Origin of the sequence: Aquisalinus luteolus (assembly GCF_009712425.2) — a bacterium.
GTDB lineage: Bacteria > Pseudomonadota > Alphaproteobacteria > Caulobacterales > Parvularculaceae > Aquisalinus > Aquisalinus luteolus.
Genome location: NZ_VCJR02000003.1, coordinates 151,597 through 178,052, shown reverse-complemented (window position 1 = coordinate 178,052; position 26,456 = coordinate 151,597). Strand labels below are relative to the sequence as shown.

Sequence of the window (26,456 nt, the reverse complement as noted above, 5' to 3'; positions counted from 1 at the left end):
TGCCCTTCTTCTTTAGCCGCCGATCAGCGCCAGCCATTCCTCTTCCGTCATGGTACGGACTTTCAGATCCTCGGCCTTTTTAAGCTTGGAGCCAGCGCCCGGCCCGGCGACGAGGATATCTGTCTTGGCGGAAACCGAGCCCGCCACCTTGGCACCCAGAGACGTCGCACGCGCCTTGGCCTCGTCCCGCGTCATCCGTTCCAGCTTGCCGGTGAAGACGACGGTCTTGCCAGCAACAGGCGAGTCCGATGACGGGGCTTCGGCCTCGGTCGTCGTGACATGTTCCAGCAAGCGGTCAAGCGCATCAATATTGTGCTGTTCGCCGAAGAAGTCCGCCAGCGCCTCGATGACCGTGGGGCCGACACCGTCGATCGACGCCATTTCCTCCTTCGCGGCTTCATCGCCTGCAGCGACCTTTTCGGCAACCGCTCGGAATTTGTCGAACGTGAGGAAAGTACGCGCGAAAAGCCCCGCCGTCGTGCCGCCAATGTGACGGATACCGAGGGCGAAGATGAAGCGGTCTAGATCCGCCGTCCGGCGCTGGTCGATTCCCGCATAAAGATTGCGCAGGCTCGTTTCTCCGTAGCCTTCCTTTTTCAGCAGCGCGTCGCGGTGCTGGTTCAGGGTGAAGATATCGGCCGGTTCCTTGATCAGCCCGTCATGATAGAACGCCTCGACCTGTTTCGCGCCAAGGCCGTCAATATCGAGGGCGGCGCGGGAGACGAAATGCTTCAGGCGCTCGACGGCCTGCGCCGGGCAGATCAGCCCGCCTGTACAGCGGCGCACCACATCGGCGCGGCCCTTCTCGTCGGTCTCGCGCACAGCATCACTGCCGCAGGCCGGGCATGTGGTGGGGTACACGTATGGCTTTGAATCCTTGGGCCGCTTCTCCGTCACCACCTCGACGACCTGCGGGATGACATCGCCGGCACGCTGGATAACAACCGTGTCGCCTTCGCGGATATCCTTGCGTTCGATCTCGTCTTCATTGTGCAGCGTGGCGTTGGAGACGACGACACCGCCTACGGTAACCGGCTCCAGCTTGGCGACGGGCGTCAGGGCACCGGTGCGCCCGACCTGGATATCGATCTCGCGCAGCACAGTCGTTGCCTGCTCTGCCGGAAATTTGTGAGCAATCGCCCAGCGGGGGTCTTTGGCAGTAAAACCTAACCTCTCTTGCCAATCGAGGCGATTGACCTTGTATACCACTCCATCAATATCATAGGGCAACTCAGATCTATTATTTTCAATTTTGTGATAATGCTTGATTAGCTCATGAACACTCGCGCATTGCTTCATCTGTTCATTAACTACAAAACCCCAATCTTCAAACCTTTTTAAAACTCCCCATTGCGTTTGCCCCAGAGCCTCACTGCAATATCCCCAAGAATATGGGAAAAATCTTAGTGGTCTGCTCCGTGTGACCGATACGTCAAGTTGTCTGAGCGAACCAGCTGCTGCGTTTCGTGGGTTTGCAAATACATCCTCTCCTTTAGCTACTCTAGATTCATTTAAAGCAAGAAAGGAGCTTTTCGACATATAGACTTCACCACGGATCTCTACGACATCAGGTGCATTCTTAATGCTTTTGGGAATATCATCTAGCGTCTCTAGATTCCGAGTAACGTCTTCGCCTTCGTTGCCGTCACCTCTGGTAGCGCCGAGTACGAATCTTCCTTTTTCATATCGCAAGGTTGCAGAAAGGCCATCTATTTTTGGTTCTGCCACATACGAGACAGTGTCGTTCTTATCTAGTCCAAGAAACTTTCTAACTCTCTTATCAAAGTCATATACAGTCTTGTCATCGAATGCATTATCCAACGAAAACATTTTTGTTGCATGTCGAACCTTTCTGAACCTATTCGAAGGAGGCGCTCCAACTTTTTGGGATGGAGAGTCTTTTCTTATAAGATTGGGATAACGCTCTTCTATCAATCGCACACGGCGACGCAGGCGATCATACTCCGCATCGGTAATGGTGGGCGCGTCTTTCTGGTGATAGGCAATGTCGTGCTGCGCGATTTCATCACTGAGGCGGGCGAGTTCGGCAGTCGCTTCCTCGGCGGTCAGGTTCTTGACCGCTTTTTCCGCGTGATCGGGCTCTGACATGTTTTACGCGGCCTTCGCTTTTTTCTTGTCGCGGGTTTCCTTGCTGGCCTTCAACAGGCTGGTCGCAGCGGCGCGGGCCTCTGCAGTGACGCTGGCACCGGAGAGCATGCGGGCGATCTCTTCGACGCGCTCGTCTTCTTCCAGCGCGAAGACCTTGGTGACCATCTTCTTCTTGCCGGACTTGGCGACCATGAAGTGGGCCCCGGCTCTCGCGGCGACCTGCGGCGAGTGGGTGACGACCATGACCTGCGCGTCGGCGGCGAGTTTCGACAGGCGCTCACCAACGGCATCGGCGACGGCACCGCCGATACCGGCATCGACCTCGTCAAAAATGATCACGGTACGGTTTTCCTGCGCCATCAGCGCGGCTTTCAGCGCCAGCACGAAGCGCGACAACTCACCGCCGGACGCAATCTGTTTCAGCGGGCCCATGGGCGCGCCGGGATTGGTGGAAATCATGAACTGCACCCGGTCGATGCCGTGGACGCCGGGGGTTTCTTCCTCCGTCGTCACCGCGGCCTGAAAGGTGGCGCGGCCAAGTTTCAGTGGTTCCAGTTCACAGGCGACGGCCTTGTCCAGCTTCTTCGCCGTCTTGTGCCGGGCTTCGGACAGCTTTAGCGCCTGCGCCATGAATTCGGATTTCGCGACACTGGCCGTCTTCTGCAGCGTGGCGAAATCAGCCTCGCCCTCCTCTATCATGGCGAGGGAGTGGCGCACATCGTCGAGCAGCGAATCGAGCTTGTCCGGTGTCGTATTATGCTTGCGGGCAGCGGCGCGCAGGGCGAACAGGCGTTCCTCCGTCTGGTCGAGCTCGTCCTGATCGAACTCGAATTCGGCCACAGCCTCGCTCACGGCGCTGCGCGCCTCCTGCAGCTCGGTCAGCACCGTGTCGATACGCTCGGCGACAGACTGAAGATTTGTCGTCGCCTCGCCCTGCAGCCGCTCCAGCGTCCGCTCGACCCGTCCGAGGACGGAGGAAAGCCGGTCCTCGAGGCTGGTCTCGTTCAACAGGCCGACGGCTTCGGACAGGTCGCCAGCGATCTTCTCGGCATTCATGAGGACGATGCGACGATTGGCGAGGAAGGATTCCTCGCCCGGCTGCGGCGCGAGCTTTTCCAGTTCGTCGGCGACATGGCGCAGATAATCCGCCTCGCGGATCGCGCGGGCCTTGTCTTCTTCGTGTTCTGCGAGTTTTTCCTCGGCCTCTTTCCAGATGCGCCAGGCAATGGCGACACTGTCGGCCTGCTTCGTCAGCCCGCCAAACTCATCAAGCAGGCCGCGATGGGCCCCGGCATGGAGGAAACCCTGCCCGGCATGCTGGCCATGCACCTCGATCAGGCTTTCGCCTACCTGGCGCAACAGCGTCACCGAAACAGGCTGATCATTGATGAAGGCGCGGGCACGGCCATCGGCGTCCTGCACCCGGCGCAGGATGACATGACCGCCCTGCTCGTCCTCATGGGCGATGCCATTGTCGGCGAGCAGATGCCAGACCTCGTGATCGTCGGAGACATCGAAAGTGGCGGACACTACGCCCTGTCGGGCACCCTGGCGCACCAGCCCCTTTTCCGCCCGGCCGCCGGTAGCAAGGCCGAGACTGTCGAGCATGATCGACTTGCCGGCGCCCGTCTCACCCGTCAGGGCGGTCAGCCCGGTATCGAGTGAGAGACTCAGCCGTTCGATGAGAACGATGTCCTGAATGAATAGCTCTGTCAGCATAGCGGGCAAATTATCCCAATCCGTGCTGCGGGTATAGACGGGTCATGCGCCAGATGTACTGCCACAAGCGTTCGTCGCTGAAAGCTTGTTACTCAGCCGCAGCAGCAGCCGTGCGTTGGCCCTGATCCGTCATCTCCAGATCGTAGCGCTGGAACAGGCGGTAAGTATCTTCGTACCATTCGCTGCCCGGATAATTATAACCGAGAACGGCAGCATGGCGGCGCGCCTCCGGCACGATGCCCATCTCCAGATAGGCCTCGACCATGCGGTGCAGGGCTTCCGGTGCGTGACTGGTCGTCTGGTACTGTTCCAGAACCTTGTTGAAGCGGTTGATGGCGGCAACATGCTGGTTGCGGCGCAGATACCAGCGGCCGATATCCATTTCCTTGCCGGCGATGTGGTCATAGGTCAGGTCAAGCTTCAGGCGGGCGTCACGGGCATATTCCGTCTCCGGATAGCGGCGCACCACTTCCTGCAGGCTGTCCAGCGCCTGACGAGTGATAGACTGGTCCCGACCCACGTCGCGGATGCGCTCGTAATAGCACATCGATTTCAGATAATAGGCGTAGGGTGCATCCTTGTTGCCGGGGTGGATGGAGATGAAGCGGTCGAGATCGTCGATCGCGGCCTGATAGTCATTGGTTTCGTATTTGATATAGGCCGACATCAGCATGGCGCGGCGAGCCCAGGACGAATAGGGATGCTGGCGCTCGACCTCGTCGAAATACGCAATCGCCTCTTCGTAGCGCTTGCGGTTCATCGCATTGGTCGCTTCTTCATAGAGCTGTTCGACCGGGCGCTCGACATAGGCGAACTTGTCGTCCTTGTCGTTGCTGCCACAGGCTGACACGCCCAGCGACAGCGCCAAGAGAGCAGCCATAGCGCCCGTGCGGAAAACAGACCGGTTCATCATAATCAACTCCTGCCCCTGCATCCCGGGCTTTCTTAACCCTCTTTTATGGGCAAACGGCGGCGGGGTCAAACAATGCTGACGCTCCGCCGCAGCGCAGACGGCTTAAAGTTTAGAGAGACTTGAAAAGCCGGAAAGCCAGACAGATCAGGCTTCTGCCAGCATGCTTTCACCGGCCGGCTCAGGCAGGGAAACGATAGCGAAGGCCTGCGGGTTGCGGGCGATGGCACGGGCCAGCTGCGTGTTCAGGTCGTGACCCGGCTTATAGGCCGAGATGCGACCGATGAGCGGGCAGCCGAGCAGATACAGGTCGCCGATCAGGTCGAGCGCCTTGTGATAGACGAATTCCTCGTCAAAGCGAAGACCGCCTTCATTCTCGACCTTGCCCTCGTTGACGACGATGGCGTTGTCATAGGACCCGCCGAGAGCAAGTCCGCGGGCGCGCATGGCTTCCACGTCCTTCAGGTTACAGAAGGTGCGGGCCGCAGCGACATCGTCGCGGAAGGTTGCCGGATCGGAGAGAAACCGGGCGCGCTGGCGACCGATGGCCGGGTCGGCATAGTCGACCAGGATGTCGATTTCACAGCTATTGTCGGTCGGCGACTTGTTCGGCACGATCATCGCCCAGCGATCGCCATCCTCGACAGCAACGCGTTCGATGATGCGCAGGGCGCGGCGCGGGGTCGACAGCTGGCGCAGGCCGGCCTCGTCGATCAGGCGCAGGAACGGTTCTGAGGAGCCATCCATGATCGGGATTTCCGGGCCTTCGACCTCGACAAACACGTTGTCGAGACCGATACCGGCAAAAGCCGCCATCAGGTGCTCTGTCGTGGAAATTGAAATGCCATGGGCATTGGCAAGGGTCGTGCCCAGCTGGGTCTCGCGCACGGCATCGGGATGCGCCTTGATCGAGATCTGGACGAGCGAAGCCGGCTGAGCCGACAGGCTGTCACAGGTCAGAAGGTCAATACGGCGAAAAACGATGCCCGTGCCGGCAGGGGCCGGTGCCAGACGCATCTTGACCACGCGGCCCGTGTGCAGGCCGATCCCCTCGCAGCTGACAGAAGCGCGCAGGGTTGTCTCCTTGATGGAAGACGCAGAATGGTCAAGTTGGTCAAACACTGAAACGGTCACCCCTTGCTTACAGGGAAAATTACTATTGAAATTTACCCCTACCCACGCAGGGAATATGACCAGTCTGGGTGCAATGCACAAATAAAGGTATGTTTCGTAATCTTACAACGACGCGCCGGTTTCGCGCCAATGATGTGCTTCTACAGGCAATTTCAACTGAAAAAGGCGTCCGGAGGGTGCCGGACGCCCTTTCACAGTACTCTACTTACAGGAGATCGTAACCTGCGGTTCCGCCTGTCAGCAGCCTATTCGCTACCGTTGCGGCGCAGGAATGCCGGAATTTCCAGATCGCTGTCGTCTTCGTCCTGGAACAGGTCCTTGGCCTCGCGTTCGCGGCGCGGCGGCTGGGCACGTTCAGGCAGTGAGCGTTCGGACTGAGCGCGGCGGCTGCGCGGCGGTTGCTCTGGCTGACCGCCGAAGGTTTCCTTCAGCAGGTTCAGGGCACCGTGGATAGGGCGCTTGGCCTGCTCATGGAAAGGATTCGATTTCTGGCGCTGGCGCGAGGCACCCTGACCGGAATGGGACTTGCCCTCATCTTCGGTCAGCATCTCGATGATGCGGGAATGCACATCGCGAACGCGGTTGCCCTCAGGCGCCTTCAGGATTTCTTTTGGCTCGGCTCTGGGCGCAGTGCGGGCCGCCGGGCGCTGGATCGGCGCGGCAGGCTTGCGGATTTGCGGCGCCTGAACGGAAGTGGGGGCCTGTACCGGTGTCTGCTCGATTTCTTCCTCAGCGGATGAGCTGGCAAACAGGCTGTCTTCTTCGTCGGCTTCAACTTCAGCAGCAGGCGCTTCAGCGGCCGGTTTGACCGGCGCGATATTGCCGAGCCATGGCTTGGCCTCTGTCTTTACCTCCTGAGCGGCAGCAGCTTCCTGGGCTTTCAGCTTTTCTGCAGCGTCGATGCCGGTCGCAACGACGGAGACGCGCATCTTGCCTTCCAGCTCCGACGAGAAGGTCGAGCCGACAATGATATTGGCGTCCGGATCAACTTCGGAGCGGATACGGTTCGCGGCCTCATCGACCTCGAACAGTTTCATGTCGAGGCCGCCGGTGATGTTGATGAGGACGCCCTTGGCCCCTTTCATCGATACTTCGTCTAGCAGCGGGTTAGAGATAGCGGCTTCGGCGGCATCGGCGGCGCGCTTGTCGCCTTCGGCCTCGCCCGTGCCCATCATAGCCTTGCCCATCTCAGACATGACGGTGCGAACGTCAGCAAAGTCGAGGTTGATCAGGCCAGGCACGATCATCAGGTCGGTAATGCCGCGCACACCGGAATGCAGCACTTCGTCAGCCATGGCGAAGGCATCGGCAAAAGTCGTGTTGTCGTCGGCAACGCGGAAAAGGTTCTGGTTCGGAATGATCAGCAGCGTGTCGACATGCTTTTGCAGTTCGGCAATCCCCTCCTCCGCGATGCGCATGCGGCGCGCACCTTCGAAGTGGAACGGCTTGGTGATGACACCGACGGTCAGGATGCCTTTTTCGCGGGCCGCTTGCGCGATGACTGGTGCTGCACCCGTGCCTGTCCCACCGCCCATGCCGGCGGTGATGAACAGCATGTTGGCACCTTCGATCAGCGCCATCACATCGGCGAGGCTTTCCTCTGCCGCTGCCTTGCCGATCTGCGGCTGGGAGCCGGCACCGAGTCCCTTGGTCACGCCCGTGCCCAGCTGGATCTTGTGTTCTGCGAGCGCGAGGCCGACTGCCTGAGCGTCTGTATTGGCAACGACGAATTCAACGCCCTCGAGCTGGCTTTCGATCATGTTGTTGACCGCGTTGCCACCTGCACCGCCTACGCCGATCACGCAGATGCGCGGCTTCAGCTCGGTCACTGTCGGTACACTGAGATTCAATGGCATTACATTAGCTCCGCTGCCTGGCTCGACTTAATGGTTAAACAATCGGTTATATCTGTTACCAAAGGGTTAACAGACCGTTTACCATTATGAAAAGTTAAGCAGATTCGCGGGCAGGTTGCCGCCCGCAAAACTGTAAACGGAGCAAATTCCGGGGGTGGACTTTTGCGTCAAACCTCCAACTCGACCTTGACCCAGCCCGACTTGCGCTGATCGAACTGTTTATAGGCCGTGATCGCATCGACGATCTCTTCTTCCTGAGTGATGATTTTCGCCGGATCTACATTGCCGCGCTCGACCATCTCGATGAGATGCGGGATGTAGCTGCGGTGATTGCAGTTGCCCATATTGACCGACAGGCTCTTGTTCATCGCCTGCCCAATGGGGAAGAAATTGTCGTTGGGCGGATAGACGCCGATGATCGACAATGTACCGGCCTTGGCCAGTGCATCGACGGCCCATTTGGTCGCCATCATCGGTCCGTCGCCCGGCTTCCACAGCTTTCCGTCCTGGCCGGACTCGTCGACGATCTGTGCGACCATGTCATGCTGCGGTTCCTGTTTGGCAGGACCGGATTTGGGCACTTCCGCATCGACACCTACGGCATCGATGGCGCGGTCGACGCCGATGCCGTTTGTCAGTTCGACGATCGCCTCGACCGGATCTTCCTTGTTGAAGTTGATCGTTTCGGCGCCTTGGAACCGGGCGCGCTCCAGCCGGTCTTCATGACCATCCACCGCGATGACCCGGCCCGCGCCGAGCTGGTAGGCGCTGATGATGGCGAATTGGCCGACCGGACCGCAGCCGAACACGGCGACGGTGTCGCCCTGGCTGATCTCTGCCATGTCCGCGCCGAAATAACCGGTGGGATAGATGTCAGACAGCATGATCGCCTGATCGTCGGTCACTGAAGACGGCAGGCGGACCAGAGATGTGTTGGCATAGGGCACGCGGGCATATTCCGCCTGCAGGCCGTCGAAACCGCCGGCGGCTTCCGGCCCGCCATAAAAGGCAGTACCGGCACGCTTGCCATTGGGGTTCGCCTCGTCGCACTGGCCGGTATAGCCGGAGCGGCAATAGGAACAGCCGCCGCAGGAAACAGTCGAGGGGATGACGACGCGGTCGCCCGGTTTGAAATTGCGCACGCCCTTGCCGATTTCCTCGATGATGCCGATGGCTTCATGCCCAAGGATCTGGCCTTCCTTCAGCCCGCCCATCGTGCCGCGCACGAAGTGAAGGTCGGTACCGCAAATGGCGCTGTTGGTAATACGCACGATCGCATCGCGGCTGTCGGAAATCTCTGGATCGGAAACGGTGTCGAGGCGGATATCGCCGACACCGTGAAAGACGACGGCTTTCATGGGGCTGCTCCTCTAGGCTGTTGGCGTTTCACAACGCTAACGGGCCAGTGGCAGTGTCGTTCCCCCTGCAACCAAGGGCAATGATTAGAACTCTGTCAGAAATTCACGCGCAGCCAGTTGACTGCACGCCCCATGATACCACCGGGCAGCGTGGGTATTTCCGCCTCATGGCCATTGAGATGGCCTGTCATCAGCGGTGTCTTAGGTGCCGTGCGCGTGTCGGGCTGTGTCGCCAGATGCCCGACCATACCGGAGCAGACAGCGAAGGCGGAACCGCTCGCCGCCTCCGGTGCGCCATAATGGTTGATCGCCCGGCCGGTGCGGACGCGGACCTTGAACAGGGCTTCCATCATCTCTGCCGCACCACTGAGCTGGCTGCCGCCGCCAGTCAGGACAGTACGGTGAATGCGGCGCATGTCGATGCCAGCCTTGCCGATCCGCTCGAAGACCAGCTTCAGTGTTTCTTCGAAGCGCGGTCCGATGATGCCTGCAAGTTCCGTGACCGGAATATGCGCGTCGCGCGCACCGGCATCCTGCGGCAGGTCGATAAGGCGGCCCTCGTCACCCGGCACGCACCAGGCTGTGCCGTGGACGGTCTTCAGCCGCTCAGCCGCGTCGCGAGAGATGCCGAGCCCAAGGGCGATGTCGCGGGTGATGTGATCGCTGCCGACGGGTACGGCACCGGCAAAGACGAGCGCGCCATCCCGAAAGATCGAAAAGCCGGTCAGGTTCGCGCCCATGTCGAGGCAGAGGACGCCCATGTCGAGCTCTTCCTCATGCAGCACGGCAAGGGCCGAGGCATAGGGCGCGGCGATGAAGCTGGCCGGTTTCAGATTGCAGCGGTCGAGGCAGGCTTTCACCGCCTTAATCGCGGTCGCCGAGGCGGATAGCGAAACCATTTCGACGGACAGGTTTTCGCACTCGATGCCGCGAGGGTCGCGCACGCCGCCGACGCCGTCGATGGTAAAGCGCGACGGCCAGATATGCAGCGGCACCATGTTGCTGGCTGCGGCAAGGCGCGAGCCTTCCTTGAAGCAGGCATCGATATCCTCCTGCGCGACGCCGACACCATCGAGGTCGAGATCGACCGCAACGCGGCGGCAGGCGATGTGCCGCGAACAGATGGCGATGTGATAGGCCTCGAGCCGTTCACCGGCCATGCGCTCTGCCTTGTCGACGGCGGCGCGGATGGCGCTGTCGGCGGCAAGCTCGACGAGGCCGCCCTCGCCCACACCGGCAGCTGCCTGGTGGCCGACACCGATGACTTCCATTTCCGGGCCGTCGACCGAGCCGAGGCCATTGCGGATGATGAAGCAGGAAACCTTGGAGGTACCGATATCGATGACGCCGGTGATGCCGTTGTCGAGGCTGATACCGGAAAAGGCTTTCGCCCGCGATGTGTTCAGGGTGCGCAACATGAGGGGATCGTGTCCTGTTCTAGGTCTCGTTCTTGGGCACGTAGTAGACGGCGTTGGGCAGGCGCAGGTCGAGCTTTTCCATGGTGGCCGACAGCTTGCCCTCTGATTCCAGCACGCTGATCTTCTCGATCGCGGCAGCGTAATTGTCTTCCGGCAGCATCACGACGAAGCCGTTACGGAAGCCGAGATCCCAGCGCCGCCCGCCGCGATGGCGCAGCGTCGCAATCCGGGCTGCCAGCTGCGGATGGGAGCCGAGAACGGCGAGAATTTCGTTTGCCTTTGACGGGTCGGGGGTGTCGGTGATCAGGGGAAGCCCAGTATACTGATGACCACCGACCTGGGTGATGACGACACCGTCACGGTCGATGAGGTGCAACAGCCCCTCACCTTCCCACAGAGCAGCGGGGATACGCTCTGAAATCGAAACGTGGATCGTGTTCGGATAGAGCCGCGTGACGGCGGCATCGCGCACCCAGCCGAGGCTTTCGACCTTTGCCCTCGCGCGAGAGGGAGAGAAGTGTACGATCGACTGATTGAGGATCGCGGCTTCTGAATCGTTCAGCAGCGCATCCATCACTTCATAGTCGGCTGTCTGGGTCGCCCCGGCCCAGGTGATCTTGGTCACCTTCAGCCCGGCAGCCACGGTCATGTCCTTGGTCAGGTCGACGACACGTCCACCGAAATTAACGAAATAGCCGCCGGCGAACAGCATCAGGGCGACGATGATAATCAGGCCCACGGCGCAGACCGCCGTGTAAGTCACGACGACATGCATCAGCCGGCTGAAAAAGCCGCTGATCCGTTCGGACAGGCTCGGTGGCGCCGCCTTGCGGCCCCTACCCGTTCTGCCTTTCCCCGATTTTGAAGTCTTCTTGCCACTTACCTTCGGCACGACGCATCTCCGATCATCCAGTCCACCATCTCCTCGAAGGAAATCCCGACGGAAGCCGCCTGTTCGGGCGCGAGGGAGGTGGGTGTCAGACCGGGCTGAGTATTAAGCTCCAAGATGAACAGACCGTTAATGCCTAATGATTCATTAAACCTGAAATCGGTGCGCGAGACGCCGCGGCAGCCAAGGACCTGATGGGCCTTCAGCGCCATGTCGAGGCAGGCCTGCGTGATCTCCGGCGGCAGGTCGGCGGGCACGATATGGGACGAGCCGCCATCGGCGTATTTCGCCTCGTAATCGTAAAAATCCGTATGCGCGATAATTTCGGTGACGGCGAGCGGGCGGTCGCCCATGACGGCAACGGTCAGCTCCCGCCCCGGGATATACGGCTCGACCAGGATACCCTCGGCAAAGGCCGCAGGATCCTTGATCAGGTCGGTGATCTTGCGGTTGTCGCCCTCGCGGATGATGAAGATGTTGACCGAGGAGCCGGAGGCGTTCGGCTTGACCACATAGGGCGGCTCGATGTCGATCGCCGCAAACTCCTCCGGCGAGGTGATCAGATGACCGCCCGGCACTGGCAGGCCTGCGGCGGCGAGCGCCTGTTTGGCGCGTTCCTTGTCCATGGCGAGCGCGGAGGCGAGGACGCCGGAATGAGTGTAAGGAATACCCATGACTTCCAGCAGGCCCTGAACACAGCCATCCTCGCCCCACTCGCCATGCAGGGCATTGAAAACGATGTCCGGCACTTCGCTGGGGAAGATGTTCAGCAGCTGGTCGCAGAGATTGCGTTTCGCATCGATAGTCTTGACCTTGTGGCCCAGATTTTCCAGCGCCTTGCAGGCGGCGCGACCGGAGACGAGGGAGACGTCGCGCTCCGGCGACCAGCCCCCCATGATGACGGCAACTCTCTTGGCTCTCATGCTCGCTCTCCGATGCGTTTGATTTCCCAGTGCAGGTCGACGCCGTGATGTGCCTTCACATCGGCGCGCACGCTCTCGCCGAGGTCTTCCAGATCAGCCGCCGTGGCGCTGCCGCGATTGATGAGGAAGTTGCAGTGCAGCTCGGAGAACTGCGCATCGCCGACGACGCGCCCGCGCCCGCCGACGCTGTCGATCAGCTGCCAGCTCTTGTGGCCGTCAGGGTTCTTGAAAGTAGAGCCGCCGGTACGCTCCTTGATCGGCTGGGTCTGCTCGCGCTTTGCCATGATGTCGTCCATGGCAGCGGCGATTTCGTCCGGGTCACCGGGGCGGCCCTCGAACGTCGCCTCGATGAAGATCATCTCGTCGGGCGCGGTCGAATTGCGATAGGTGAAGCCCATATCAACGTTGGAGAAGACGTGGCGATTGCCCTGCCGGTCGAGCGCGACGGCTTCGACCAGCACGTCCTTGGTCTCGCCTCCATAGGCACCGGCATTCATGCGCAGTGCCCCGCCGATCGTGCCGGGCACGCCGCGATAGAATTCGAGGCCCGCAATGCCTGCCGCGCCAGCCTTCTTGGCGACAGTAGCGTCCAAAGCTGCAGCCCCCGCGGTGACGCGCAGGCCGTCGGTCTCGACCTTGGCGAACGGGCCGCCGAGGCGGATGACGACGCCCTTCAGCCCGCCATCGCGCACCAGCAGGTTGGAGCCGACGCCGATGGGCATGACCGGAATGTCCGTATCGAGATCTTTGAGAAAATGCGAGAGGTCATCTTCATCGGCGGGCATGAACATCACCTCCGCCGGGCCACCGACGCGGAACCACGTCACCTTGGCCATGGCCGTGCCGAACATGTAGCGCCCGCGAACTTCTGGCAGGTCGTTTTCGCTCAGCATCATGCCGTCTCCAGCGCTTCTAGGCGGCCTTGCAGGCCTGCGGCATGTTTGGTCACGTCCCCGGCGCCGAGGCAGACGACATAGTCGCCCGCTTCTGCCTTGCCCTGAACGAGCGCGGCGAGATCGTCCCAGTTCTCCATGGCGATGACATCGCGGTGGCCGCGCCCGGTGATCCCGGCGACAAGCGTATCGCGGTCGAAGCCTTCGATGGGGTTCTCGCCGGCGGGATAGACGTCGGAGACGATGACCGTATCGGCATCGTTCACGCAGGCGCAGAAATCGTTGAACAGGTCACGCAGGCGGGTATAGCGGTGCGGCTGGAGGACGGCGATGACCTTGCCCTCACACACCGTGCGGGCGGCGGCGAGAACGGCAGAAATCTCCACAGGGTGGTGGCCGTAATCGTCGATGATGGTGATGCCGTTCCAGGTACCGGCCAGCGAGAAGCGGCGCTTGACGCCATTGAAATTGGCAAAGCCCTTGCGGATCGCGTCGTCGTCGGCACCAACCTCCCGCGCGACGATGGCGGCGGCGAGCGCGTTCAGCACGTTGTGACGGCCCGGCATAGGCAGCTGCACGTCTTCGATGCGGCTTTCGACCGAGCCGCGCTTGCGGAAGACGATATCGAAATGCGCCTTCCCTTCCGTGAACGACATATTCTCCGCCCGCACATCGGCCTGCGGGTTCATACCGTATGTGATCAGGCGGCGGTCGGTGATGCGCCCGACCAGCGCCTGCACTTCCGGGTGGTCGAGGCAGACGACGCCGAAGCCATAGAAAGGCGTGTTCTCGATGAACTGGTCGAAGGCGGCGCGCAGCTTGTCGAAGCCGCCATAGTGGTCGAGATGCTCCGGATCGATATTGGTGATGACACCGACGGTCGTCGGCAGGCGGATGAAGGTGCCGTCGCTCTCATCGGCCTCGACCACCATCCAGTCGCCCTCGCCGAGGCGCGCATTGGTGCCATAGGCATTGATGACGCCGCCATTGATGACGGTCGGGTCGAGCCCTGCCGAATCCAAAAGTGCCGCGATCATCGAGGTCGTGGTCGTCTTGCCATGGGTGCCGGCAACGCAGATGTTCCATTTCAGGCGCATCAGCTCGGCCAGCATGTTGGCGCGGCGCACGACCGGAATATGGCGGGCGCGGGCGGCGGCGACCTCCGGGTTGGACGGCCTGATCGCGGTCGAGACAACGACCGCGTCAGCGCCCTCAATATTCTCCGGCTTATGGCCGATCAGGACCGTCATGCCCTTTTCACGCAGGCGCTCGATATTAGGCGACTCCGCAATGTCAGATCCCTGAACCTCATAGCCGAGATTGTGCATCACCTCTGCCATGCCGCTCATGCCGATGCCGCCAATGCCGACGAAATGCACCACCCCCGCTGAGAATGGCAGCCTGATCTTGATCTTGCGGGAGTCACTCATGAAAAGGTCTTCTCTTTATCTATCGGGTACAGTGTACAGGATTTCGTCTAGCGGGCGAGCCGGGTGACGATATCGGCGAGGCGCGAAACCGCCTGTTCCGGCGCGATTGTCGAGGCGGCAGCAGCCATTTGCGCCAGTCGGCCCGGATCGGTCAAGAGTTCGGCGAGCCTTGTGGAAAGCGTTTCAGCCTTGAACTTGCCCTCTGGGATCATGTCAGCACCGCCTGCCCCGACGAGAACCGAAGCATTGCCGGTCTGGTGATCGTCCATGGCGATGCCGAGCGGCACGAGGATGGACGGGCGCCCGACGGTGGCCAGCTCCGTCACCGACGATGCGCCGGAGCGGGCGATGACGAGATGGGCAGCCGTCAGCCGGTCCGGAATATCCTTGAAGAAGGGTGCGAGGTCAGCCTCGATCCCCGCTCCCTGATAGGTCGCGGCCACTTGCTCCTTCTCCTCGTCGCGCACCTGCTGGGTAACGCTTAGGCGTTGGCGCAGCTCCTCCGGCAGGGCGGCAAGCGCGTCGGGCACGATGCGAGAGAAGAGACTCGCCCCTTGGCTGCCGCCGAAGACGAGCAGGTTCAGCCTGCCCGTCGCGTCGGGATAGGGACTGCTGGCGACGGCGCGGATCGCGTCACGCACCGGGTTACCGGTCTCGATCACCTCGCCCTTCATGCCGATTGGCAAGCGCTCCAGCATAGGGAAGGCATGGGCGACGAAGCTTGCCTGCGGCGCGACCAGCCGGTTGACCCGGCCGATGACGGCGTTCTGTTCATGGACCCCGTAAGGCACTTTCATGATGCGCGCGCCGACCATGGCCGGTGCTGACGGATAACCGCCGAAGCCGACAGCGATGCTGGGCTTGTGCTTGCGATAGGCCTGCAGCGCGGTGATCATGCCGCCGGTCATGGCGAGAGCGGCACTGGCTTTGGCAATGGCGCCGGGCACATTCGGATTGGCGGCTTGCAGGGTCACGATCTCGTCTGCGGGAAAGCTCTCGCCGAAGCGCATGCCGCGTTCATCCGTGAACAGAAGGACGCGCCAGCCGCGGCGCTTCATCTCCTCTGCCAGCGACTCGGCCGGGAACATGTGTCCGCCGGTGCCGCCCGCCGCTAGGGCGATCAGTGCCCGCCTGCCCTCGATATCGACCATGCATTTCTCCTTTAATGGCCAGAATACCCCGTTAAAGGGCAGTTTCTTGGCAGCATCAAGGTTTCAGCATGAAGAGTCAGAATTAAGCCAGCGTTTCCCGGCGACTCATATGGCCGGGCTGCTTGCGGGTCAGCGCGAGGATCAAGCCGATGGCGAGACCGGTCGCCAGCATGGACGAGCCGCCATAGGAGATGAACGGCAGCGTCATGCCCTTGGCAGGCAGGACGCGCAGGTTCACGCCGATATTCACGATCGCCTGCAGGCCGATCGTCGCGGCGAGGCCACAGACCGCTGTCTGGATGAAGACCGACTGTTTGCGCGCGGCAAGCATAAAGGCGCGGCAGACGAAGAACGCGTAAAGCGCGAGGATGACAAGACAGAGGAAGAAGCCGAACTCCTCCCCCGCAACGGCAAAGATGAAATCCGTATGGGAATCCGGCAGCTGGTATTTGACCGCATCGGCGGCCGCGCCCGGCTCCTGCCCGAAATCATGGCCGAAGGCCCCGCCATTGCGGATCGCTTCGACCGCCTTGTCGACCTGGTAGGTGTCGCCGGAGGCGGGATTGAGGAAGGTGTCGATGCGCGAGGCGATATGGGGCGCGTAGAGATAACCCATATAGAGCGCACCGACGGCGGTGCAGCCCAGCGCAATGATCCAGAACCAGCTCCACCCGGCGATGAAGAACATGATCGCCCAGACAGCGGTGACGAGCGCCCACTGGCCGTAATCCGGCTGGGCGATGAGCAGCCCTGCAAACATCGCATAGCAGCCGAGCGCCAACAGCCCGCCGGGGAATTTCTTCGCGTTCGCGCCTTCGGCCATCAGCCATGCTGCGGCGATGACGAAGCCCGCCTTGGCGAATTCCGATGGCTGGATACCGATGGGCCCCAGCGGCAGCCAGCGATTGGCGCCCTTGATGGTCGGCCCGAACAGGAGCGCGGCAATGATCATCGCCAGCATCACGGCAAAGACAATGACACCGACCCGGCGCGCCTGTAGCGGCGTCAAGAAAGAGACCATGATCATCAACCCGATGGCGGGGACGATGAACATCATGTGCTTGATGATGAAATGATTGGTGTTCTCGATGCCGATGCGCATGGCAGAGGCAGGCCCCGCCGCAAAGGACAGGACGATGCCCATCAGGATCAGTGCGCCAGTCGCATAGAGCAGCCAGTGATCGATCGACCACCACCAGCGCCCGAGCGCCGACATGGAATCGCGCGAGGTCAGGCGCAGGTCTGAGATATAGGCGGTGAGCGTGTTCATGCGGCGTCACTCTCGATCAGGGACTGGACGATCCGGGTAAAGAGCGCCTGGTTCGCGCCCTGCCCCGTACCCGGGCAGCCGGGCGAGAACAGGACCATGGGCATGGCAATATCTTCTTCCTCGGCAAGGCGCTTGGCTTCTTTCACCGCCGCACGGATTGCCTCTTCGGGGCTGGCGCAGATGACGCTGTCGAAGGTGCGGGCGGTTGCCTTGGCGATCGGCTGCGCCGCCTCGCCATAGAGAAAGGCTTTGAGCACGCCATCGCCAGCCTCGCGCAGGCGGGCATAGTCGCGCTGGCGGTGTTCCCCGCCGCCGATCCAGATGATGTCCTCACCGGCATTGAGCGCGGCGATGGTCGAGAGCAGCCAGCTCGAAGCCCCGTCGTCGAAGAAGACGGTCTCCTCATGGTCGCCCATGCAGAACAGCCGCCCCGGCAGGCCGGGCCATGAAGTGACGGCACGGGTGATCAGCGGCGCGGTCAGGCCGAGATGCAGGCAGACGGCGTAGGCTGCCGCTGCTGCCTGATTGAAGTGGGAGCCGAAAATGCCGGGGGCCCGGGTGATGGTGCCGAGGCTAGCGGTCTTGTCGGAGCGGGCATCGAAGACGCGGCCATCAAGGGAAAAGACGCCGAGACCCAGCGTCGCCTCGCCCGACACGGCGATGATATTGTCTCCGGTGTTGAAGCTCGCCGTGATGGCGGTGCAGATCTTCTGGCTCAGTGCATCGTCGACGCCGATCACCATGGCGTCGTCATCTCTCTGGTTGCGGAAGATGCGGGTCGCAGCACGCACCGCCTTGTCCGGTGTCTTGAAGTAGCGCACATCGAGGGCGGTGAGGTTCAGGAGGACCCCGGCATCGCAGCGCAGCTGGCGGGTGAAGGCGAGCGTCTGCGGCAGGATCTCCAGCACATAGGTCGTCGTCGCGCCGCCTTCCGGCAGGTTCAGCACGCTGTCGCCCGCCGTACCGCCCAGCCAGGCGTCATGACCGGAAGCGTTGAGCACATGGGTGATCAGCGCGGCAGTGACGGATTTGCCATGGGTGCCGGTGACGCCGACGACGCGCGGGCGCTCGGCTTCCGGCCGTGCCGCCATCGCCTCGGCGAAAAGATCGACATCGCTTTTGACCGGCACCTTGTGCTCGGCGGCAAGGCCGAGAATGCGGGTGGCCCGCACAAAACCGGAGCGTGTCGAGAAGCCCGGCACGATGACGGCGAGCTCTTCCCACGGCCAGTCCTTTGGCGGGGTGCACTTGATACCGGCAGCGCTGACGCGCTCGCGCACCTGCTCGTTCTCGTCCCAGAAGAACGGGTGCGCACCCGCTGCGGCAAAGGCCGCATGGGCAGACAGGCCGGCAGACCCGGCACCATAGATGCCGACAGCCTTGTCAGTATACGCACGCAACGAAATCATCTGGACTTACTACTCCCGGTACTAACGCAGCTTGAGGGTGGACAGGCCAATGAGCGCGAGGATGACCGCGATGATCCAGAAACGGATCACGATAGTCGGCTCCTTCCAGCCCATCTGCTCGAAATGGTGGTGGATCGGCGCCATGCGGAAGACCCGCTTGCCGAACAGCTTGAACGAGGCAACCTGGATCATGACGGACAACCCCTCGACCACGAACAGTCCACCGATGATGGCGAGAACGATCTCGTGCTTGGCCGCGACCGCCGTCGCGCCGATGGCCCCGCCCAGCGACAGAGAACCCGTGTCGCCCATGAAGATCATCGCAGGCGGGGCGTTGAACCAGAGGAAGCCGAGCCCTGCGCCGATGATAGCGCCGCAAACGATGGCAAGCTCGCCAACGCCCGGCACGAAGATGATCTGCAGGTAATCCGCATAGATCGCGTTACCGGTCAGGTAGACGATGAACATGTAGCTGGCTGACGCGATCATCACGGGCACGATGGCAAGGCCGTCGAGGCCGTCGGTAAGGTTCACCGTGTTCGATGCGCCAACGATAACGAAGGCGGCGAACGGCACGAACATGAAGCCGAGCGGGATCAGCAGATCCTTGAAGAAGGGCAGCGGCACGGAGCTGGCCGTCGAAGGGTCGACTTCCGGCGAGGAGCCCAGCACCTTCATGCAGATGTAACCGGCGATCAGCGCGACCGCGAACTGGACGACCAGCTTGCCCTGGCTGAGTACCCCAGCCGTGTTCTGTTTCTTCACCTTCAGATAGTCATCGACGAAACCGAGCAGGCCATAGGCGGCGGTGACACCAAGCACGACCCAGACATAGGGGTTGTCGAGCCGCGCCCAGAGCAGCACGGAGACTATCAGGGAGATCAGGATAAGGACGCCCCCCATGGTCGGTGTGCCTGCTTTCTCCACGATATGGGTCTGCGGGCCGTCGGCGCGGATCGGCTGGCCCTTGCCCTGGCGGGCACGCATCCAGCGGATCAGCGACGGGCCGATGATGAAGCAGATGATCAGCGCGGTCATGATCGCGCCGCCCATGCGGAACGTCAGGTAACGGAAGACGTTGAAGATCGGGATCGCGTCTGCGAGGGGGAAGAAGATGTGATAAAGCATGATTATTCCTGATGCGCTCCCCCTGCCCGCTCGGTCAGCGCCTCGACGAAGGCGGAAACGCGGGAGGCATTGGAGCCCTTGGCCATGATGACAGCGCCGTCTTCGGCGTCGCTGGCGACATTGTCAACGAGGGCGGCGGCGGTTTGTGCCCATTTGCCTTTCATGGCCTCGGGCAGAGCGTCGAACATCGGCTTCATCAGCGTGCCGGCGGCATAGACGCGGGAGACGCCCGCCTTTTCCAGCAAGGGGCCAAGACCAGCATGCAGCGTCGGGCCGTTGTCGCCGAGTTCTCGCATTTCGCCCAGCACGGCGATCTTCTGCGCACCTTTCCACGAGGCAAGCACATGGATAGCCGCGGCCATGGAGGCCGGATTGGCATTGTAGCTTTCATCGAGAAGGGTAACTGACTTGCCGTCGAGATTGAGGTCGACCGGCTTGCCACGGCCGCCGACTGGGCGGTGACCCGCGAGTGCTTCCATGGCGAGGCCGAGATCGCCACCGACGGCCCTGACTGCAGCGAGCGCGGCGAGCGCGTTCATCGCCTGATGCTCCCCGGCGAGACCGATGGTGAAACTCTTCCGTTCGCCGAAGATTTCGGCGGCGATGGTGCCACGCCCCTCTGTGGTGGCGGTATAGTCCAGCATGCGCAGGTCGGCCCCCTCGGCCCTACCGAATGTTATCGTTTTTATCTCCCGCCCATACTGATTAATATCGCTAACCTGCTTCGCGAGGATTGCAAAATGTTCATTGTCGATGGGCAGCACAGCCGTACCGCCCTTGCGCAGGCCAAGGATGATTTCCGCTTTCGCCTCTGCGATGGCGGCAACTGAATCGAAGAACTCCAGATGGGCTGCGGCAACGGTGGTGACGATGGCCACGTGGGGACGGACGAGTTTCGTCAGCGGCGTGATCTCGCCGGCATGGTTCATGCCGATCTCGAAGACACCATAATCCGTGTCCGGCTGCAGCGCCGCGAGGGTCAGCGGCACGCCCCAGTGATTGTTGAAGCTCTTCTCGGCGGCGTGCACCTTGCCCTGCCCCATCAGCATGGTGCGGAGCATTTCCTTGGTCGATGTCTTGCCGGCTGAGCCGGTGACGCCGATCAGCTTGCCGAAGCAGCGGTCGCGGGCGGCGGCGGCGAGCGCCTCCAGCCCTTTCTGGGTGTCCTGAACCAGCAGGAGAGGCGCGCCATCCGGCGTGTCTTCCGGCGCGCGGGAGACGAGCGCGGCGGAGGCACCGGCCTTGAACGCATTGCGCACGAAGTCGTGGCCGTCGCGGGCAGCTTTCAGGGCGACGAAGATATCGCCCTTGCGGATGGTGCGGGTGTCGATCGACAGGCCCGACGCGATCCAGCTTTCCTCCGGCAGGACCTCGTCATTGTCACCGAGATCGCCGCGGGCGCATAACGCACCCCCGGTCGCGGCGGCGGCCTCATAGGCATTCCATAAAGTACTCATCTCCCAAGCTCCTTTGTGCATCAGGCCCCATCCTGATCGGTTGCAGATTTTAGCTGTCCCACCAGCCTTTGCGCGACCTCGCGGTCGTTGAACGGGTGCGTGACCGTCCCCACGGTCTGACCCGACTCGTGCCCCTTGCCTGCGATCAGCAGGACATCGCCTGCCTGAAGGTCTTTCAGGCCCGCCATGATGGCGGCCTCGCGACCGCCAATCTCTTCTGCGTCCGGGCAACCTTCCATGACCTGACGGCGGATTTCCGCCGGGTCTTCCGTGCGCGGATTGTCATCCGTGACAATAACCTTGTCGGCACCGGCGGCAGCGGCCTTGCCCATCAGCGGGCGCTTGCGGTTGTCGCGGTCGCCACCAGCGCCGATGATAATGATGATGCGGTTCTCCGCATGGGGGCGGATCGCCTTCAGCGCCGTCTCGATCGCATCCGGCGTATGGGCGAAGTCGACATAGACGCCGGCTTTGCCGTCTTTAAACTCCAGCTCGTCGGCCAGCTGCATGCGGCCCGGTGCGCCTTCGAGTTTTTCCAGCAGCGGCATGACTTGGTCGACCTCGTGACCGGACGCGATGACGAGCCCGGCGGCAACCAGCGCGTTTTCCGCCTGGAAATAGCCAATCAGCGGCAGGTGCAGGTCATAGCGCGTACCGCCAGCTTCCAGCGACAGCGACGTGCCGTCCGGCAGAGGCGAGGTCTCGATCAGGCGGATGTCAGCCCCCTTGCGCCCGACGGAGAAGAGCCTACGCCCTGCCCCGGTGATTGCGCGGCCCATTTCCTCTGCCCCGGCACCATCGACATTGACGACCGCCACGCCGCCTTCCGGCAGAAGCTCGGTGAACAGACGTTTCTTGGCGTTGAAGTAATCGTCGAAATCAGGGTGATAATCGAGATGGTCCTGAGTGATGTTGGTGAAGGCCGCGAGCGAGAATTTCACCCCGTCGGCGCGGTATTGCGACAGGCCGTGGCTGGAGACCTCCATCGCCAGATGGGTGGTGCCGAGCGTCGCCATGGTCGACAGGACCTGATGGATTTCGACAGGGTCCGGCGTCGTGTGGCGCAGCGTGTATTCATAGCCCGCCGCATAGGCGCCGAGCGTGCCGAGCGACCCGGCCTTGTGACCGAGCATGCCCCAGAGCTGCTGGCAGAAGCGCGCAATGGATGTCTTGCCGTTTGTGCCGGTGACGCCTGCGACCAGTTCCGGCTGGCCAGGATGGAGCTTCGCGGCGTATTGCGCCAGCGCGAGGCGTGGATTGTCGCTCTCGATGACCGGCACATTGGCCTTGGTGCCCGGCAGGGCGAGCACGGCGAAGGCGCCCGCCTCCTCCGCCTGCGGAATGAAGTCGGCACCGTCCATCTTCGTGCCCGGCAGAGCAGCGAAGAGAAAGCCCGGCTGCACGGCACGGCTGTCGGCGGTCATGCCAGTGATTTCAGGGTCCTTGCCAAGATCGGCACGGCCGGTCAGGGCGGAGAGTTTCATCGGTGTCGTTGTCATGGGCCAAGCTCCTTTGCCAGCAGCCTTGCCACATCATCCATCTCTTCGCCAACCTCCAGCGAGGCCGTAGCGCTCACATCAATCTGATCGTTCAGGGCAAGGGTGACTTCCTCGCTAGAGCGCAAACCCGCCATGAATTGGGCAAAAGCAAGATCGTCATGGGCGGGCGCGATGCCCAGCACCGGCCCCATGCGGGCGACGATATTGCCGAAGACCGGCGCGGCGACCCAGCCTGCAGTCGCATAGCCATAGGTTGCCTCGATGCCGTGAGGCTCGTCGAAGGAGACGAGGATGACATATTCCGGGTCATAGCCGGGGAACGCCCCGACGAAAGACGAGAGGCGGGCGTTGTCGCGATAGCCGCCAATGCCGGGCTTGTCGGCCGTCGCCGTCTTGCCGATGGGGTAGTAGCCCGGCGCCTCGGCCCTCGACGCAGAACCATCGGTGATGACCTGGCGCATGATCAGCCGCATCTTGGCAGAGGTTTCGGGGGAGAAGACCTGGCGGCCCTCGCGGCTGGCGCCGGTCTGGTCCTCGACCTTCAGGAAGGTCGGCGTGCGATAGATGCCGCCATTGATGACGGCGCTGATCGCGGCAGTCAGCTGCAGCGGCGTGACGGCGATGCCGTGGCCATAGGAGATTGTCGCCGTCTCGACCGGCCCCCAGCGCAGTGGCAGGTCAGGGTCGCGGCTTTCCGGCAGTTCGGTCTTCACCGCTTCGGTCAGGCCGAGCTGGGCGAAATATTCCCTCTGCCTCTCGCGGCCAAGGTCGAGCGCTGCGCGGGCGATACCGATATTGGATGAGTGCTGAACGACTTTCGACAGGCTCATGATCTCCCGGCGCGGGTGGAAGTCATAGATCGTGCGGTCATAGACCTTCAGCGGTTTACGGGCGTCATAGAGCGTTTCGGGGGACGCAATCCCCTCCTCGATAACGCTGGCCGCCGTGATGACCTTGAAGGCGGAACCGAGTTCATACCGGTCCTGCATCGCGCGATTGCGCCAGTGATCGGCGGGAGAGTCATTGACCTCGTTCGGATTGAAGGACGGCATGGAGGCGAGCGCGACGACCTCGCCCGTCTTGGCCTTCATGATCACGCCCCAAGCGCTGTCGACCTTGAAGCGGTCCATCCCGGCACGGATTTCTTCTTCCAGGATCTGCTGGGCGCGGACATCGATGGAGGAGGCAAGCTTGCCCTCACCCGCATGTTCGTCGGCAACAAATTCCAGCCCTGCGACACCGCCGCGCCCTGCAATGGTATAGCCTGCGGCATGTGCGGCGAGCGCGCCTTGCGGATAGACGCGCTTGGTGGTCTCCGGGAAGGTCACGCCCGGCAGGCCGAGGGTCAGGAGCGCGCGCTGTTCCTCTGCGGTCAGCTCGTTACGCAGGATGATGTATTTCTTGTCCTCGATACGGCGGGCGAGCGCAGAGGGATCATATTGCGGGAAGACGCTCGCGATGCCTTGCGCCGTTTCCATCGCGTCCCAGACCATCTTGGTGTCGATGGCGAGGCCGGTGACGGTACGGTTCAGCGCGAGGGAGACGCCGTTGCGGTCGGTAATCTCCGGGCGCTCGCCCGGCTCGGCAATCGCACGGCTCGCGACCATGACCTTCTCAGGCTCCGGACTGACCAGTGTGATATTGGCAAGGCGCAGGGCGAGGCCTGAAAAGATCAGGACAAAGACCGACAGGCACAGCCAGATTCGCCCCTGCAGCTGACGGGCGCGACCAGCCTCCCGGCCGACGAGCGTCGTGCGGCCGGAGATCGGCAGGCATGGCTCCGCAGGCATCTCCGGCAGGGAGCCGTCAAAGATGATCTCGGCTTTCGCCGACTTGCTACGCCGTCCTGTCAGCCACGCCAGCACTCACAAGCCCCTTACTGTTTCTGCTCAGGCTGGCCAAAATCGGCCATCGCGATTGCGTTGATGATGAAGTCCCCATTGTCGCGGCGGCGCGGGGCGATGGTCGCGGCATCGCCCGCCTCGATCAGCATGGCGAACTTGCGTGCATCGGCGAGCTGGGCCGAGCGGGCCGGCACAAGGTCAAGCCGATGAGAGGCAAGCTGCGCGAGGCGCGGGCCGGATTCCAGAACCTCGACCTCCAGCTTCAGCTCACTGATCTTTTGCTCTTCGGCTGCAATCTGGCTTTCGATCGACCTGATCTCGGCCTTGTCAGCCCTGACATTGGCCTCGGCCTTGTAGCGACCGACGGCTGCGGCGGCGAGCAAGAGACAGAAGAAAAGAGTGGAAATACGCAGCATGTCTTAACTCCAGGATTTCAGGGCAGGTGAAAATGTCGGGCGCGGCAGCCCGATACGCGACAGGAATTCTTCATCGGCGGGTTGCGCCGGGGCGGTGGTGCGGATGCCGGCGCGCAGGCGTGCTGACCGGGCCCGCGGGTTGGCAGAAACCTCTTCGTCATCGGCATCGACGGCCTTACCATAGAGCAGCGTGAAGGTCGGTGCGTCGCCTTCGTCCGGCAGCGGCATGTGGCGCGAACCACCACCCTGCTTGCCCGCCCGCATGGTCAGGAAGCGCTTGACGATGCGGTCCTCCAGCGAATGGAAAGTGACGACGACAAGGCGTGCTGCGGGCTTCAGCATCGCCTCGGCAGCGATCAGCCCGCGCACCAGCTGGCCGAGTTCGTCATTGATGAAGATGCGGATCGCCTGGAAGGCGCGGGTCGCGGGGTGGATCTTTTCCTTGCCGCGCGGGCCGACGGCACCGGCGATGATCTCCGCCAGTTGCAGCGTGCGGGTGATCGGGGCCTTCTCGCGCTCGCGCACAATGGCCCGGGCGATGGCGCGGGATTTCTTCTCCTCGCCGTAAATATAGAGAATGTCGGCGAGGTCTTTCTCGCTGGCATGATTGACCAGATCCTCCGCCGACTGATCGGTCGAGGAATCCATACGCATGTTCAGCGGGCCATCCTTGGCGAAGGAAAAGCCGCGCTCTGCTTCGTCGAGCTGGACGGAGGAAACACCAAGATCGAAGACGATACCGTCGACAGCCTCGACACCAAGCTCGCGCAGCACCTCTTCCAGCCGGTCGAACGGATGAGGAGCCAGCACCATGCGCCCGGCATAGGCACCTGACCAGGCCTGCGCCCGCTCGATCGCGACGGGATCGCGGTCGAAACCATAGACCGTGCAGCCTGCACGCCCGAGGATCATGCGCGAATAGCCGCCGCCGCCCATGGTCGCGTCGACATAGACACCGCCATCGACCGGCGCGAGCGCGTCGACCGCCTGACGGCCCATGACCGGGACGTGACCGAAGGAACGGGAGTGATCGTCCTGCAACTTGTCAGTCACGGCGCGCCCCCTTCTCCATGCTGGGGAGAGTGCGGGCACGCATGGTCTCGCCATGGCGGGCGATGATGCCGCCGAGCTTATCCATCCGCTCCTTGTACGTATCGGGATGCCAGATCTGGAAGATGCCGCGGCGGCCGACCAGCGTCGCATGGGTGGTCAGCCCGCAATGCTCTCGCATTTCCGCCGGCATCGACACGCGGCCTGTCTCGTCAAAGAACAGGCGCTGGGAACTGGCAAGGAACGCCTCCTCCAGCAATTCGCGGTCCTCGTCGAACTCATCGATGGAGGAAACCTGACGCATGAAATGGTCGAGCAGCGCAGGGCCACCGCATTCCAGCACCGGCCGGGTCAGCGAGCGTGCACAGATGAAGCCGTCGAAATCAGGATTGGCGCCGATCAGCATCTTGCGGAAGTCGGCAGGCACGGACAGGCGGCCCTTGGAGTCGAGCTTGTTGGTGAAGGCGCCGAGGAACTGGATGTCCCCTGCGCTCCTTACCTCGCCAGCAATCTCCGTGGCCGATGCCATAGATGCGAAACCCTTCTATCCCAGCCCGGTTCGCAAACCGGCAGCCCCGAACGGGCTTTCCGCG

The 26,456-nt window shown here is 62.2% G+C and carries 21 protein-coding genes; all 21 read right to left on the bottom strand.

Going from position 1 to position 26,456, the window contains the following annotated elements; genetic code table 11:
- Window positions 1-12: 12 nt before the first annotated feature.
- The 21 genes from ligA to FF098_RS14045 all read right to left on the bottom strand — a co-directional run bounded on the left by ligA (window position 13) and on the right by FF098_RS14045 (window position 26,392).
- Window positions 13-2,109 carry an NAD-dependent DNA ligase LigA gene (gene ligA / locus FF098_RS14145; protein ID WP_155141708.1) on the bottom strand — a complete coding sequence of 699 codons (2,097 nt, stop codon included), beginning with the start codon at window positions 2,107-2,109 and terminating at the stop codon, window positions 13-15.
- Window positions 2,110-2,112: 3 nt separating this feature from the next.
- Complete coding sequence (recN, locus tag FF098_RS14140) at window positions 2,113-3,828, bottom strand: DNA repair protein RecN (protein WP_155141706.1); 1,716 nt, start codon at window positions 3,826-3,828, stop codon at window positions 2,113-2,115.
- Window positions 3,829-3,916: 88 nt separating this feature from the next.
- Entirely contained in the window at window positions 3,917-4,741 is an 825-nt protein-coding gene (locus tag FF098_RS14135; RefSeq protein WP_229714594.1) for an outer membrane protein assembly factor BamD, read from the bottom strand.
- A 144-nt stretch (window positions 4,742-4,885) separates the two neighbouring features.
- Entirely contained in the window at window positions 4,886-5,860 is a 975-nt protein-coding gene (gene lpxC, locus FF098_RS14130) for a UDP-3-O-acyl-N-acetylglucosamine deacetylase (protein WP_205967526.1), read from the bottom strand.
- A 257-nt stretch (window positions 5,861-6,117) separates the two neighbouring features.
- On the bottom strand, window positions 6,118-7,728 hold the full coding sequence (gene ftsZ / locus FF098_RS17745; RefSeq protein WP_155141704.1) for a cell division protein FtsZ: 1,611 nt from the start codon (window positions 7,726-7,728) through the stop codon (window positions 6,118-6,120).
- 167 nt (window positions 7,729-7,895) lie between these two features.
- A complete protein-coding gene (locus FF098_RS14120; protein WP_155141702.1) occupies window positions 7,896-9,086 on the bottom strand; it encodes a zinc-dependent alcohol dehydrogenase in 1,191 nt (396 codons plus the stop codon).
- A 95-nt stretch (window positions 9,087-9,181) separates the two neighbouring features.
- Entirely contained in the window at window positions 9,182-10,504 is a 1,323-nt protein-coding gene (ftsA, locus tag FF098_RS14115) for a cell division protein FtsA (protein WP_155141700.1), read from the bottom strand.
- 19 nt (window positions 10,505-10,523) lie between these two features.
- The gene (locus FF098_RS17740; protein WP_155141698.1) at window positions 10,524-11,396 is read right to left on the bottom strand and encodes a cell division protein FtsQ/DivIB; all 873 of its coding nucleotides are present in this window, start codon (window positions 11,394-11,396) and stop codon (window positions 10,524-10,526) included.
- Window positions 11,384-12,316 carry a D-alanine--D-alanine ligase gene (locus FF098_RS14105; protein ID WP_155141696.1) on the bottom strand — a complete coding sequence of 311 codons (933 nt, stop codon included), beginning with the start codon at window positions 12,314-12,316 and terminating at the stop codon, window positions 11,384-11,386. Before FF098_RS14105 ends, FF098_RS17740 begins: the two co-directional genes overlap by 13 nt.
- A complete protein-coding gene (gene murB, locus FF098_RS14100) occupies window positions 12,313-13,209 on the bottom strand; it encodes a UDP-N-acetylmuramate dehydrogenase (RefSeq protein WP_155142072.1) in 897 nt (298 codons plus the stop codon). The genes FF098_RS14105 and murB overlap by 4 nt, the downstream gene beginning before the upstream one ends.
- Window positions 13,209-14,615 (bottom strand): UDP-N-acetylmuramate--L-alanine ligase, encoded by a 1,407-nt coding sequence (gene murC / locus FF098_RS14095; protein ID WP_166426569.1) that lies wholly within the window; start codon window positions 14,613-14,615, stop codon window positions 13,209-13,211. Before murC ends, murB begins: the two co-directional genes overlap by 1 nt.
- A gap of 71 nt (window positions 14,616-14,686) precedes the next feature.
- Window positions 14,687-15,790 carry an undecaprenyldiphospho-muramoylpentapeptide beta-N-acetylglucosaminyltransferase gene (gene murG / locus FF098_RS14090; protein WP_155141691.1) on the bottom strand — a complete coding sequence of 368 codons (1,104 nt, stop codon included), beginning with the start codon at window positions 15,788-15,790 and terminating at the stop codon, window positions 14,687-14,689.
- 82 nt (window positions 15,791-15,872) lie between these two features.
- On the bottom strand, window positions 15,873-17,060 hold the full coding sequence (locus tag FF098_RS14085; RefSeq protein WP_155141689.1) for an FtsW/RodA/SpoVE family cell cycle protein: 1,188 nt from the start codon (window positions 17,058-17,060) through the stop codon (window positions 15,873-15,875).
- Window positions 17,057-18,469 (bottom strand): Mur ligase family protein, encoded by a 1,413-nt coding sequence (locus FF098_RS14080; protein WP_155141687.1) that lies wholly within the window; start codon window positions 18,467-18,469, stop codon window positions 17,057-17,059. Before FF098_RS14080 ends, FF098_RS14085 begins: the two co-directional genes overlap by 4 nt.
- A gap of 21 nt (window positions 18,470-18,490) precedes the next feature.
- Window positions 18,491-19,597, bottom strand: coding sequence for a phospho-N-acetylmuramoyl-pentapeptide-transferase (mraY, locus tag FF098_RS14075; protein WP_155141685.1), 1,107 nt, complete (start codon window positions 19,595-19,597; stop codon window positions 18,491-18,493).
- 2 nt (window positions 19,598-19,599) lie between these two features.
- Window positions 19,600-21,054 (bottom strand): UDP-N-acetylmuramoyl-tripeptide--D-alanyl-D-alanine ligase, encoded by a 1,455-nt coding sequence (locus FF098_RS14070; protein WP_155141683.1) that lies wholly within the window; start codon window positions 21,052-21,054, stop codon window positions 19,600-19,602.
- Between the two features lie 20 nt (window positions 21,055-21,074).
- The gene (locus FF098_RS14065; RefSeq protein WP_205967525.1) at window positions 21,075-22,553 is read right to left on the bottom strand and encodes a UDP-N-acetylmuramoyl-L-alanyl-D-glutamate--2,6-diaminopimelate ligase; all 1,479 of its coding nucleotides are present in this window, start codon (window positions 22,551-22,553) and stop codon (window positions 21,075-21,077) included.
- Complete coding sequence (locus FF098_RS14060; RefSeq protein WP_155141681.1) at window positions 22,550-24,418, bottom strand: peptidoglycan D,D-transpeptidase FtsI family protein; 1,869 nt, start codon at window positions 24,416-24,418, stop codon at window positions 22,550-22,552. The genes FF098_RS14065 and FF098_RS14060 overlap by 4 nt, the downstream gene beginning before the upstream one ends.
- Before the next feature lie 11 nt (window positions 24,419-24,429).
- Window positions 24,430-24,813 (bottom strand): hypothetical protein, encoded by a 384-nt coding sequence (locus FF098_RS14055; RefSeq protein ID WP_155141680.1) that lies wholly within the window; start codon window positions 24,811-24,813, stop codon window positions 24,430-24,432.
- Between the two features lie 3 nt (window positions 24,814-24,816).
- The gene (gene rsmH, locus FF098_RS14050) at window positions 24,817-25,866 is read right to left on the bottom strand and encodes a 16S rRNA (cytosine(1402)-N(4))-methyltransferase RsmH (protein ID WP_229714596.1); all 1,050 of its coding nucleotides are present in this window, start codon (window positions 25,864-25,866) and stop codon (window positions 24,817-24,819) included.
- A complete protein-coding gene (locus tag FF098_RS14045) occupies window positions 25,859-26,392 on the bottom strand; it encodes a division/cell wall cluster transcriptional repressor MraZ (RefSeq protein WP_155141676.1) in 534 nt (177 codons plus the stop codon). The genes rsmH and FF098_RS14045 overlap by 8 nt, the downstream gene beginning before the upstream one ends.
- Between the last annotated feature and the right edge of the window lie 64 nt (window positions 26,393-26,456).